The organism is Luteimonas sp. A534, from assembly GCF_054072805.1.
In genome coordinates, this window is the sequence record NZ_JBSVRR010000002.1 from 126526 (window position 1) to 138837 (window position 12312).

14 protein-coding genes are annotated in these 12312 nt (G+C 69.5%); 8 read left to right on the plus strand and 6 right to left on the minus strand.

The genetic code is table 11. From position 1 onward, the window contains the following. Positions 1 to 18: 18 nt before the first annotated feature. Positions 19 to 1077: a type III secretion system export apparatus subunit SctU gene (gene sctU / locus ACW5F0_RS05275; protein ID WP_456999219.1), complete on the plus strand. Its 1059-nt coding sequence runs from the start codon at positions 19 to 21 to the stop codon at positions 1075 to 1077. Here sctU and sctT read toward each other — a convergent pair whose 3' ends face one another. The 6 genes from sctT to ACW5F0_RS05305 all read right to left on the minus strand — a co-directional run bounded on the left by sctT (position 1078) and on the right by ACW5F0_RS05305 (position 6019). Then, a complete protein-coding gene (gene sctT, locus ACW5F0_RS05280; RefSeq protein ID WP_456965401.1) occupies positions 1078 to 1857 on the minus strand; it encodes a type III secretion system export apparatus subunit SctT in 780 nt (259 codons plus the stop codon). Between the two features lie 3 nt (positions 1858 to 1860). Further along, entirely contained in the window at positions 1861 to 2130 is a 270-nt protein-coding gene (gene sctS, locus ACW5F0_RS05285) for a type III secretion system export apparatus subunit SctS (RefSeq protein ID WP_456965402.1), read from the minus strand. Position 2131: 1 nt separating this feature from the next. Then, positions 2132 to 3190, minus strand: a complete 1059-nt coding sequence (locus ACW5F0_RS05290) for an EscR/YscR/HrcR family type III secretion system export apparatus protein (RefSeq protein WP_456965403.1) — start codon at positions 3188 to 3190, stop codon at positions 2132 to 2134. 5 nt (positions 3191 to 3195) lie between these two features. Next, positions 3196 to 4230: a type III secretion system cytoplasmic ring protein SctQ gene (gene sctQ / locus ACW5F0_RS05295; protein WP_456999221.1), complete on the minus strand. Its 1035-nt coding sequence runs from the start codon at positions 4228 to 4230 to the stop codon at positions 3196 to 3198. A gap of 79 nt (positions 4231 to 4309) precedes the next feature. Then, a complete protein-coding gene (locus tag ACW5F0_RS05300) occupies positions 4310 to 4915 on the minus strand; it encodes a response regulator transcription factor (protein WP_456965405.1) in 606 nt (201 codons plus the stop codon). Between the two features lie 3 nt (positions 4916 to 4918). Beyond that, on the minus strand, positions 4919 to 6019 hold the full coding sequence (locus tag ACW5F0_RS05305) for a sensor histidine kinase (protein ID WP_456965406.1): 1101 nt from the start codon (positions 6017 to 6019) through the stop codon (positions 4919 to 4921). Between the two features lie 90 nt (positions 6020 to 6109). Here ACW5F0_RS05305 and ACW5F0_RS05310 point away from each other — a divergent pair, with 90 nt between their 5' ends. The 7 genes from ACW5F0_RS05310 to ACW5F0_RS05340 all read left to right on the plus strand — a co-directional run bounded on the left by ACW5F0_RS05310 (position 6110) and on the right by ACW5F0_RS05340 (position 12296). Then, a complete protein-coding gene (locus ACW5F0_RS05310) occupies positions 6110 to 6499 on the plus strand; it encodes a FliO/MopB family protein (RefSeq protein ID WP_456999222.1) in 390 nt (129 codons plus the stop codon). Positions 6500 to 6769: 270 nt separating this feature from the next. Then, a complete protein-coding gene (gene sctV, locus ACW5F0_RS05315) occupies positions 6770 to 8812 on the plus strand; it encodes a type III secretion system export apparatus subunit SctV (protein ID WP_456965408.1) in 2043 nt (680 codons plus the stop codon). A 61-nt stretch (positions 8813 to 8873) separates the two neighbouring features. Further along, positions 8874 to 10061, plus strand: a complete 1188-nt coding sequence (gene sctD, locus ACW5F0_RS05320; RefSeq protein ID WP_456965409.1) for a type III secretion system inner membrane ring subunit SctD — start codon at positions 8874 to 8876, stop codon at positions 10059 to 10061. Between the two features lie 35 nt (positions 10062 to 10096). Then, positions 10097 to 10429, plus strand: coding sequence for a hypothetical protein (locus ACW5F0_RS05325; RefSeq protein ID WP_456965410.1), 333 nt, complete (start codon positions 10097 to 10099; stop codon positions 10427 to 10429). A 23-nt stretch (positions 10430 to 10452) separates the two neighbouring features. Beyond that, positions 10453 to 10878: a hypothetical protein gene (locus tag ACW5F0_RS05330; RefSeq protein WP_456965411.1), complete on the plus strand. Its 426-nt coding sequence runs from the start codon at positions 10453 to 10455 to the stop codon at positions 10876 to 10878. A gap of 17 nt (positions 10879 to 10895) precedes the next feature. Continuing rightward, a complete protein-coding gene (locus ACW5F0_RS05335; protein ID WP_456965412.1) occupies positions 10896 to 11666 on the plus strand; it encodes a hypothetical protein in 771 nt (256 codons plus the stop codon). Positions 11667 to 11669: 3 nt separating this feature from the next. Further along, positions 11670 to 12296 (plus strand): hypothetical protein, encoded by a 627-nt coding sequence (locus ACW5F0_RS05340; RefSeq protein ID WP_456965413.1) that lies wholly within the window; start codon positions 11670 to 11672, stop codon positions 12294 to 12296. Positions 12297 to 12312 lie beyond the last annotated feature (16 nt).

Here is a 12312-nt window from a genome sequence, read left to right on the forward strand (position 1 = left end):
GAACCAGGCAGAGACGCGATGGCCCAGGACCAGGGCGCCGACAAGACCGAGCAGCCGACCCCCAAGAAGCTCCGCGACGCGCGCAAGGACGCCAACGTCAGCAAGAGCAAGGAGCTGACCAGCACGGTGCTCGTGCTGGGCTGGCTGGTGGGCGGCTGGATGATGCTCGGCTTCATGTGGGACCGGATGCGTGCGCTGTTCCAGGCGAGCCTGGATGCCATCGGCACGCCCTTCCTCGAGGCCGCGCCGGCGCTCGGGCTGCAGGCCTTCTGGACCCTGGTCGCGCTGAGCGTGCCGCTGCTGCTGGTGGCGCTCTTCCTCGCGGTGGTGGTCGAGTTCCTGCAGACCGGGCCGGTAGCGAGCATGAAGAAGCTCACCCCGGACGTGTCGAAGATGAACCCGGTCGAGGGCGTCAAGAAGATGTTCTCGATGGACAACCTGGTGGAGCTGGTGAAGGCCATCTTCAAGAGCGCGGCGCTGATCTTCATCGGCGCCGTGGTGCTCTACGGCATGCGCCACAGCCTGCTGCAGATGCCTCATGCACCGCCCGGGGCGATGGGCACCGCGATCTGGCACGCCCTGGTGCGGATCGGCATCTGGACCATCGGCGTGTTCTTCTTCGTGTCGGTGCTCGACGCCTGGTACCAGAAGTTCTCCTACCTCAAGCAGCTGCGCATGAGCCGCCGCGACATCAAGCAGGAGGTCAAGGAGAACGAGGGCGATCCGTACGTGAAGCAGCGCCGCAAGCAGTTGCACCAGGAGTGGTCGCAGCAGAACATGCTCAATGCCGTACGGGGATCGAACGTCGTCGTGACCAACCCAACGCACATTGCCGTCGCCCTGCAGTTCGAGGCCGGGGTCACCGACCTGCCGCTGGTCGTCGCCAAGGGCGAGGGCCACCAGGCCGAGGAGATCAAGCGCGTCGCCGAAGAGGCCGGCGTGCCGATCCTGCAGAACATCCCGCTCGCGCGCGGCCTCAACGAGAAGGTCGAGGTCGACGACTACATCGACAGCGAGTTCTTCGACGCGGTGGCCGAGGTGCTGTTCTGGGCCGAGGGCATCCGCCGCGGCGAGTGATCAGCCCAGCGCGTGCTTGAGCACGCCGAGCAGGTAGCGGTTGCTGCCCAGGCGCTCGAGCAGGATTTCCACGTAGACGCCGATCAGCAGCAGGATCAGCGCCGTCGCAAGCCAGGCCTTGATCGGCATCGTGAGCGCGAACACGTTGAGCTGCGGCGCGTAGCGGTTCACCAGCCCGAACGACAGGTCGATGACCAGCATCACCACCATCACCGGCGCCGCCAGCACCAGCACCGTGGTCATCATGTAGTCGAACTGGCCGACGAACAGGTTCATCCCCGCCGCCGGCAGGTTGGGGAAGTACGAGGCCACCGGCCACAGCACGTAGCTGCCCATCAGCAGGTCGAGGAATACCAGGAAGGCGCCGCTGGCCATGAACAGCCAGGTCGCCAGCTGCGACAGGAACTCGCCGTGCAGGGTGACCTGGTGGCCCTGGATGGGATCGAAGACCTGCGCCATCGACATGCCGACCTGGGTGTCGATCACGCTGCCTACCGCGGCCACGGCCCAGAACACGATGCCAAAGCAGAAGCCGATCGCCACCCCGATGAAGATTTCCTTCAACACGATCAGCGGCCATTCGATCGTGCCCAGGTTCTCCATCGGCAGGCCGGCCAGCGCCACCGGCAGCACGATGATCCCCAGGCTCACCATGAAGCTGTTGCGCACCATCGCCGGCACCGTCTGCTGGGTCATCAGCGGCAGCATCAGGAAGGCGCCGATCACCCGCGGCAGCACCAGCGCGAGCGCCAGCAGCGGGTTGCCGAGGAAGTCGAACACCCGTCAGTTCCGCACCGTCAGGCCCGGGAAGTCGCGGAAGATGCGGTCGGTGTAGTTGTACAGCGAGCCGCCGATCAGCGCCGCGGTCACGAACAGCATCAGCACGATCGCCAGGAACTTACAGGCGTAGGCGAACGTCTGCTCCTGCAGCTGGGTGGCGGCCTGCAGGAACGCGATGACCAGCCCGACCAGCGCCGCGGCGCCGATCGGCGGGCCGGACAGCAGCATGACAAGGAACAGCGCTTCCTTGGTGAGCTCCAGGACCTCGTTCATGTCATCCGCCCCCGTAGGTCAGCACCAGGCCGTGGACCAGCTTCGCCCAGCCGTCGACCAGCACGAACAGCAGCAGCTTGAACGGCAGCGAGATCGTGGTCGGCGACAGCATCATCATGCCCAGCGCCAGCAGGATGTTGGCCACCACCAGGTCGATGATCAGGAAGGGCAGGAAGATCAGGAAGCCGATCTGGAACGCGGTCGTGAGTTCGCTCACGGTGAACGCCGGGATCACCACGATGAAGTCGTCGACATCGAGGTCGTCGCGACGGTCCGCCGGCAGCAGGCGCTGCGCGCTGCGCAGGAAGAAGGCGCGTTCGGCGTCGTTGGAATGGCGGATCAGGAAACTGCGCAGCGGCTCCTTGCCGGCCTCGAAGATGCCGAGCATCCGCGCGGCGTCCATGGGCGCGCCTTCGACGGGGGTTGGCGGGCGCGGCGCGCCGGTGGCGGTGATCACCACGGGTCCCTGCTCGCCGGCATCCGCGCCGCCTTCGGGGCCGTCGGCAGGCGTGACGCCGCTGCCGTTGTCCACGTTCGCGAACAGCGGCGAACGCTCGGCGCCCGCGGGATCGGGTGCCATGTTGCCGTCCCCGCCAGCGCGGGCTTCGGCCTCCGCGCGCAGGGCGTCGGCGGCGGCGGGGCTGGCCGGCGGCGGGTCGGCGCGCGTGCCGGCCGCGGTGGTCGCTGCCGGCATCGCGCCCGGTGTCGCCGGGGCCGGGGACTGCGTGACGCGCGCCGCCATGCGTTCGGCGCGGGCGACGGCGCGGGCTTCGATCTGCTCCTGGATCTGCGGCGGCGGCGGCTGCCCGGCCAGGTAGGCGCTGACCGCGGCTTGGGTATCGAGGATCACCGGCGACATCACGTAGGCCGACAGCACGATCGCCAGGCCGTTGATCACGACGTTCGGCGGAACCTGCTGCAGGCCCAGGGCGTTGCGCAGCAGGCTCAGCACCACCACGATCTTGGTGAACGAGGTCACCATCACCGCCACGAACGGTGCCAGCGCGATGAAGACGACGGTGACGAGGACGACCGCCGGCGAGAAGGTGGTGAAGTCCATTCCCGTCAGCTCCAGGACAGCAGGCGCACGCCCAGGGTGTCGCCGACGGCGACCAGCTCGCCGCGACCGGCCACGCGGCCGTTGGCGCGGATGGTGACGTTGCTGCCCTCCAGCGCCGCGGCCAGCGGGAAGACGTAGCCGGGCTGCAGGTCGGCGAGTTCGCCGATGCTCATCTCGGTGCGGCCGAGTTCGAAGCCCAGCTGCACCGGCAGGCTGCGCGCGGGGTCGGCGACGGGGGCGGCCTCGGGCGGCACGCCGCCGTCCTGCTCTGCTTCGCTCATCGAAAGTTCCTCGTGGAAAGTGGGGGAAGGAATCGGCTGGCCCTGCACGGCCCAGCCGCCAGGCGCGGGCGCCAGCGGCCAGTCGCGGCCGGCGGCGCGGGCGATGCAGGTCGGCGGCTGCCCGCGATGGCCGGCGACGATCACGTCACCGGGTCGCAGCGCGCGCCATTCGCGCATCGCCAGGGTGGTCGGGAACTGCAGCGAAACCGCGGCCTGCAGCGTGCGCCAGCGCCCGGCATCGGGCACCGGGTCGTCTTCATGCGGCGGCTCGCCGCGCGCGGCGATCGCCTGCAGCCACGCGATGGGCAGGCACAGGTGGGCAGTCACGGCCAGCGGGGGCGCACCGGCGTCGCCGCCGTCGTTCGCCGGCGCGTCCTCGATGCGGACCGCGAGCCACAGCGATGGCGCGGGCACATCGCCGCCGGCGTCGTCGAGCACGGGCAACAGCGAGCTGCCCAGCCATTCGCTGAGCCGGCGCAGCGTGGTTTCGTGGGCGAGGCTCCAAGCGAGCACGCGCGCGCGCCCGGCATGGTCGCTCCAGCGCAGGCGGGGATCATCGACGCCCGCCGACGCAGGGCCTTCGACGTGCAGCCGCAGCCGCGTGCCTTCGGCATCGACCGCGAACGACGCGGTGGCCCTGTTCGCGGGTTCGGCCTGGATCGCCGCGCCGTCGCCGAGCAGCCACCAGCGCGGCGCCGCGAAGAACGCGCGCAGAGCCTCGCAATTAGGCGCATCGACCTCGGGCAGGAGGCCGCGCAACGGCCGTGCCCCGGGTGCAGCCGGCAACGCGGTCGCGGGCGTCCGCGTGCGTCGCGACGTCGCCTTGCGCGCGCCGCGCTCAGGCGTGGCCAAGCGCCACCTTCATCAGCTCCGGCAGGGAGCGCACGCCCAGCTTGCCCATCATGTTCGCCCTGTGCAGTTCAACGGTCTTGATGCTGATGCCGAGGATGTCGGCGATGATCTTGTTCGGCTTGCTGGCCACCACCAGGTCCAGGACCTGGCGTTCACGTGGACTCAGCTTCGCCAGGAGCTCATTGGCCATGCCGCCGCCGGCGCCGCGGTTGCGCGCGTTGGCCAGGGCGGTGCGCAGGGCGTCGATCAGCGCATCCTCGGAGAAGGGTTTCTCCAGGAAGTTCGCCGCGCCCTTGCGCATCGCCTCCACCGCCAGCGGCACGTCGCCGTGCGCGGTCACGAACACCACCGGCAGCTGGATGCCGCGTCGGCCAAGCTCGTCCTGAAGCTGCAGCCCGCTCATTTCCGGCATGCGGATGTCGGACACCAGGCACTCGCTTGCGTCGCCGTGGCGATTGCCCCCGAACGCGGCGAGGAATGCCGGCCCCGAGGCGAAGGCCTCGACCTCGTAGCCGGACGTTTCCAGCAGCCATGCGGTGGAGTCGCGGAAACCATCGTTGTCGTCCACCAGGTAGACGCGTGTCACCGTCATTGCCTATCCCCTTCCTTCCGCCGGCGGCAGCGTGAATCCGAATACGCTGCCCCCGCCCTCGCGCGGCTCGAAGAACAGCCGCCCCTCGTGGTATTCGATGATCGAGCGGCAGATCGCCAGGCCGATGCCCAGTCCGTCGCTCTTGGTGGTGAAGAAGGGCGAGAACAGCTGCGCGCCCTGTTCCTCGCTGAGCCCCTCGCCGCGATCGCAGACGCGGACTTCGACTTCGCCGTCCAGGTTGACCCGGCCCTCGATGCGCAGGCCGCGGTGGTGGGCAGGGACTTCGCGCATGGCTTCGATCGCGTTCTTCACCAGGTTCAGCAGCACCTGTTCCACCATGACCCGGTCGGCATACACCGCCGGCAGTCCCGGGGCGAGCGCGAGTTCGATGCGCAGCTGCAGGCGCTCCGCCTCCAGGCGCAGCAGTTCGACCACGGTGTTGGTGATCTCGACCAGATCGCGCGCATCGCGCCGCGGCTCGCGGGCGCGGACGAATTCGCGCAGCCGCGAGATCACCGCGGCGGCATGTTCGGCCTGCGTGCGCGCGGCGAGCAGCGCGCGCTCCACCTGCACCGGCCCGCCGGCCTGGTCGACCAGGCGCAGGCTGCCGTTGAGATAGTTCACGATCGCCGCCAGCGGCTGGTTGAGCTCGTGCGCCAGGGTCGCCGCCATCTCGCCCACCGTCATCAGCCGCGAGGTGAACAGCAGCTTCTCCTGGCGGCTCTTGTGTGAATCCAGCGCCTCGATGCGGGCGCTGATGTCGACCGCGGTGAGCAGGTCGATCGCGGTGCCTTCAACCTGCGCCGTGCCCCAGTGCAGCGCGTACCAGCGGTTGCTGTGCGGCGCGTTGACCTCGCGCGGCGCGCCACCGGCCTCGTCGCCATCGTGGTCGCCGTCGGCCAGGGCGGCGAGCAGGCGGGCGCGATGGTCGTGGCCCTCCAGGCCGGCGAAGGCCTGCCGGTAGGCGTTGTTGGCAGCTACCAGGCCGCCGCCGTTGCTTGCGAAGGCAGCGCAGGGGAAGGGGATCGCCTCCAGCATCGCGGTCACGGCGCTGTCGCCGGCAGCGACCTGCATGCGGCCGCCCGCGCGCCCGGCCGGCGTCATGCAGTGGCCCCGGTGCCGCGCGCGCCGCAGCGGCTGCGGTAGGCTGCGCCCGCACCTTCCGTGCGCCACAGCAGGCCCATGCATCCGCCCATGTCCAAACGATCCCTGACTGCCATCTTCGCCATCCTGTCCCTCGCAAGTGGCACTGCCATGTCGGCCGAAGCCATTCCCGATGCTCCGGCGGCGTCGTCCTTTGCCGGGGAGCTGTTGGCCATCGTGCTTCCGCTGGCCTTCATCATTGCCGGCCTGCTGGTCGTCCTGCGCCTGCTCCGCCGGCGTTACGGCCTGACCGGCCCCGATGCGCCGCTGTCGATCCTGCAGATCCTTCCGCTTGGCCCGCGTGAACGCCTGGTGCTGGTGAAGTCCCGTTCGGGCCGCGTCTTCACCGTGGGTGTCGCTGCCCAGAACGTGAATTTCATCACTGACCTGGACGAGGCCGATATCGCAAGCCCGGGCAGACCCGAGGATGCGAAGCCCTAGATCGGGACAGCGGTCACGGTTTCTTGTTACCGCAAAATTTCCCTTTCATTACAGGCGTTTGCCTTCACCTCCATGAACAGCCGGAACGTCTCTCACGCGCGGCCCGGATTAAATTTTCCGCGATTGCTCTTGTAGCGAGACTATCGTAATTTGCCACAAAGTGACGCATGGGGTCAGTGCTCGGATGCGGCAGGACGATGATGTGGCAAGGGACATGCAAGGCAGTGGGCAGACCCACTTCCTGGCGCCGTCCGTGGACACGATGACGCCGTGCGCGCGCTGATCGCCAACCTCTTCGCGGCGCCGGCCAACACCAAGCGCGCGCGGCTCGGCTACAGCGACATCGTGCTCGCGGTTTCCGCGGTGCTGATCATCAGCGTGATGATCCTGCCGCTGCCACTGGTGGTGATCGACGCCCTGGTGGCGATCAACATCTCCATCGGCTTCGGCCTGCTGCTGCTGGCGATCTACATCCCCACGCCGGTGGCGTTTTCCAGCTTCCCCAGCGTGCTGCTTCTGACCACCCTGTTCCGGCTGGCGCTCTCGATCGCGATCACGCGTTCGATCCTGCTCGACGCCGAGGGCGGCCACATCGTCGAGACCTTCGGCGACATGGTCGCCGGCGGCAACCTGGTGGTCGGCCTGGTGGTGTTCCTGATCATCACCGTGGTGCAGTTCATCGTCATCGCCAAGGGCGCCGAGCGCGTGGCCGAGGTCTCGGCGCGCTTCACCCTCGACGCCATGCCCGGCAAGCAGCTGTCGATCGACTCCGACCTGCGCTCGGGGCTCATCGACAAGGACGAGGCCCGCGCCAAGCGCCGCCTGCTGGAGAGCGAGAGCCAGCTGCATGGCGCGCTCGACGGCGCGATGAAGTTCGTCAAGGGCGACGCCATCGCCGGCATCGTCATCATCATCATCAACCTGCTCGGCGGCCTGGCCATCGGTGTCCTGCAGCGCGACATGGCGCTGGCCGACGCCACCCGCACCTACAGCATCCTGACCATCGGCGACGGCCTGGTCTCGCAGATCCCGGCCATCCTCGCGACCATTGCCGCGGGCCTGGTGGTCACGCGTACCACGAGCGACGTCGACGACAAGCACCTGGGCGCCGCCATCGGCCGCCAGGTGAGCGGCCAGCCGAGGGTGCTGCTGATCACCGGCATCCTTGCGCTGCTGATGACCCTGGTGCCGGGCTTCCCGAAAATCGTGTTCCTGGTGCTTGGCCTGGTCCTGATCGGCATCAGCGCATGGCGCTACCGGCACGGGTTCCAGGTGCTGCGACGCGCCTTCGGCGTACCGGAGGGCGAGGTCGCGGAATCCGAGCGCCCGGCACAGGTCGACGACCTCGCGCCGCCCGCGCCCCTGCAGCTCGACCTGTCGCCGGACCTGGCGCCGATGCAGGAGCTGCTGCGTTCGCGCGTGGCCGCGGTGGCGCAGGACATGCGCGACGAATTCGGCGTGCCCGTGCCTGCGCCAGCCACGCGCACCGTGGGAGGCCTGGGCCAGGGCGGCTATCGCCTGAGTGCGTTCGGTGCTCGGCTCGCCTCGGGGCAGCTGCGCACCGATGCGGCCTTCCGCCAGGGCGTGGCCGCCGCCGATGGCGGCAATCGACAGGGTGGATTCTTCCCGGCGCTCGCAGGCGAGTGGGTCGCCCCGGGCAGCGAGGGTGCGCTGGCCGCCGACGACCTGCTCGCCGCCCATGCGCGTGGCGCGCTGCAGCGCAGGCTCGGCGGCTTCATCGGCATTCAGGAAACCGCCAACCTGTTCGCGCGCATGCAGCGCGACTACCCCGACCTGGTGAAGGAAATGCTGCGCGTGGTCGCGCCGCAGCGCGTGGCCGACGTCCTGCGCCGCCTCGCCGAGGAAGGCGTGCCGATCCGCAACCTGCGCGATGTGTTCGAGGCCATCACCGATGTCGGCGGCCGTGAGAAGGACGTGGTGCTGCTCACCGAGTACGTGCGCGTCGCGCTCAAGCGCGAGATCGCCGAACGCCACGCCGATACCGAGCGCACGCTGCACGTGCTGCTGATCCACCCGGAACTCGAAGACAAGCTGCGCCAGTCGGTGCGCGTGGCTGGTGGCGCCAGCCAGCTCGCGATCTCGCCGGAGCTGGCGTCGCGCCTGGGCGCCGAAGTGCGCGCGCACCTGGCGCGACAGGCCGCAGGCGTGCGTCCGGTGCTGCTGTGTTCGCTGGATGTGCGCAGGCATCTGCGCAAGCTGATGGAAGTGGATTTCTTCGAGCTCCCGGTGCTGTCGTACCAGGAACTCGCGCCTGACCTGCGCATCGTGCAGGCCGGGCAGGTGAACGCCTGACCCTGGGGCTTCACCGCAAGGTAACGGGACAGCTGCAGGATTCGGTCAAACGGAGAGTGGCATGGGAAGGGAGAACGACATGGAGGCACTGGACGATCGCGGCATCGTGCTGCGCGTCGTGTCGGGTCTCCACGCCGGTGCCGAACGCGAGCTTGCCGGTGGCGAAATGATCCTCATCGGCAGCGGCGACGACTGCGACATGGTGCTGGCGGACGCGGGCGTGGCCGCGCGCCACGCGCTGCTGAGCTTCGTCAATGGCCGCTTCTCGCTGCGCGCGCTGGACGCACCGCTGCACGTCGCTACCGCCATGGTCCATCCCGGTGATCCGATCGAGCTGGACCGCGTGCAGCGCGTGGGCATCGGCGAGGCCGCGATCGCCTTCGGCGCCGCTGATGACGCCGGTTGGGACCGCCTCGTGCCCGGCGGGCTCGGGCCGCGCCCGGCGCCGGACCGGCCCGCCCGCCCCTACCTGCGCCGCCTGCCCGCCGTGGCCGCGGTGGCCGTGCTGTCGCTGGTGTCGCTCGCGATCTTCGCCATGGTCGTGCCGCAGCAGCAGGACGTCCCGGATCCGCGCGCCCAGCTGCAGCGCCTGGTCCCCCAATACGGCATCGACGACGGGCTGGCCGCGATCGACCAGCAGGGCCGCCTGGTGCTGACCGGAACGGTTCCGGATGCCGCCACGCGCGAACGAATCGCGCGGCGGATCGCGGAGGAGAAGATCGACGCGCGGCTGGAACTGCGGACCGGCGACGACATCGCCGGCGACGTTGCCGAGATCCTGCGCGGCCAGGGCATCAGCGCGCGCACGCGCTATCTCGGTAACGGCGACGTCGAGGTCAGGGGCGCCTTCGAGGACGGCGCCGCCCTCGAGGCCGCGTCGTATTCGCGCGCGATGCGGGAAGTAAAAGGCGTGGTCCGGGTCATCCCGGTGAACGTGTCCGAGGTCGCCGCAGCCAAGCGCAACCTGCCCGCCGTTCCCGCCAAGCCGGTGCGCATCCGCGTGGCCGCGATCGTGCGTGGCGACGATCCGCACGTGGTGTCCGGCAAGGGCGACCGTTACCAGGTTGGCGCTGAACTGCCGGGCATCGGCACCCTGGTGTCGATCACCGAGGGCACCGCGCACGCGCTGCGGCCCGACGGCAGCCTCGAGCGGCTGAAGATCGAGGCCGCGCCCAAGCCCGGCGAGGACGCGCCGGAACCTCAGGATTTTTCCAACGTGCGCAGCGACGTCATGCCGCTGCGGATGTAAATCGCAGAAAAGACCGAAGAAGAGGAGAGAGCACCATGACCAACATCGCAGCAGGTACGCCCGGCCTGGGCCAGTTCATCGCCGGCGCAGCCGCCACCAGTGGCGCCGGTGGCATCCGCGGCGGATCGTCCGCCGGTGACCGTGGCAGCTGGTACGAAGCCATGTCGCGCGCCTGGGGCCAGACCCTGGACTCGCAGGCCGCCGTCATCACCGACATGTCCGCCAACATCAGCAGCGGCAGCGACCAGCCTTCCGACATGGTCCAGCTGACCGCCGCCAGCCTGAAGATGCAGTTCATGTCCAACAACGCCGCGACCTCGCAGAACAGCGTGGGCCAGGCGCTGGAGACCCTGGGCAAGCGCAACTAAGCGCGCAAGCGCGGGAGGATCACATGATCGAAGCCATCCAGGTAGCAGCCATGGACCCGGCGATGGCCGGCCAGGCCGGCATGCAGGGTGCGGGCGGCGGCGGGCAGGCACAGGCCACGCCGTACGACATCCGCGATTTCGCCGCCTCGCTCGAGCGCAGCGGCGGCGTCGCCCCGCAGCAGCAGGCGGCGCCGGTCGACCTGACGCCGGCGCAGCCGTCCGAAGGCACGCGGGCGTTGATCTCGGCCATCAACAACCTCAACACGGGCGCGGACAACATCAACGCCCTGTCGCAGAGCATGAGCGGCAACGTCGCCGAGCTCACGCCGGGGCAGATGATGGAAATGACCATGAAGTGCCATCAGTTCCTGTTCCAGGCCGAGCTGACCTCGAACGTTGCCAACCGCACTTCGGACGGCATCCAGCAGCTGTTCCGGCAGCAGTCCTGACGGAAGGGGGCAAGTCCATGGATTCCAAGCAACGGCCGCGGGCACTGCGCGCGGCCCTGTTCGCCCTGGCGGCGGCGACGCTGCTCGCCGCCTGCGGTGGCAAGCCGCTGTACAGCCAGCTCGACGAAAACCAGGCGAACCAGATCATGGGCGTGCTCATCGCAGCCGGCATCGACGCCGACAAGAACCCGTCGCCGTCGAAGGTCGGCTGGGAGGTTCGGGTGGCGGCGTCGGATTTCCCGTACGCGATGCAGTTGCTTGGTGCGCACGGCCTGCCGCGCGCCCAGTTCGCCAATACCTGCGACGTGTTCAAGAAGGAAGGCTTCGCGTCCTCGTCCACCGAGGAGCGTGGCCGCGAGCAGTGCAGCCTGCAGCAGGAGCTGGCCGACACGCTCAGCCGCTTCCCGGGCGTGGTCGACGCCCGCGTGCACGTGACCCTGGCCGAGCGCGATCCTCTGGGCGGGTCCAGCCAGGATTCTTCCGCGTCGGTCGCGATCTTCGAATACGCCGGTGCCAGCGCCCGCGACCGCGAGGCCGACATCAAGCTCCTGATCAAGGACGCAGTGCCGGGCCTGATCGACATCAACAAGGTCACGGTGAAGTTCGCCGAGGCGCCGCCGCTGCCGGCGCGCCGTCCGCAGGGGCCGGCGCTGTCGGCGATCAGTCCGGTCACGCTGGCGATGGCGGCCGGCGTCGTGGTGCTGCTCGGCCTGCTGGTCGCTTTCTGGGGCCGGCTGCGGGCCGCGGTACAACCGAAGAAAACGTCCGACCAGGTCTGGAACGGCTGAGGCATGTCGCTGCGGGCGCTGCTGGCGGAGGTCGACCCCGGATGGCTTGAAGACGCCGGTGCCCCGCTGGACGCGGCATTGGTCGCGCGCGCGCGCGACAGTGCGCTTGGCCGCCGCCTGCTTGCCAGCCGGCTGGCCGAAGGCCCGGCGGCATCACTGCTGGCACCCGACCCGGCGCGCGCTCCGGGTGACATCCGCAAGCGCTGGCCGCGACCGCGGCTCGACGCCCTGTGCCGCGACCTCGGCCTGCTGGCCCATGCGCCACCGATCCGCGCGGAGGTGCGCCGCGAACCGGTCCGACGCCTGAAGACGGCGCTTGGCCACAGCTACATGCTCGCGCTCGACCGGACCGTGTGGGAAGGGACGCTGCCGCCTGCCAGGCTGCAGGCGCTTGGCGCCGACTTCAGCGCGGCCTTGGCCGCGACCATGGCCGACGACGATCCGGCGCCGCTGTTCGCGCTCTTCGACCTGCAGGGCCGCGCGGAGCTGGGTGCCTGGGCCCGGCGTCGCGATCCCGCGCTGGCCGACTGGTGCGACCTGCTGCATCCACCGGCCGACGAGCGCCCCGTGCACCTGCCTGAAAAGCCGGTGCTCCGGGTCTATACGCACCACGAGGCGCGCGCCGCATGAGCGCGCACACGCACCC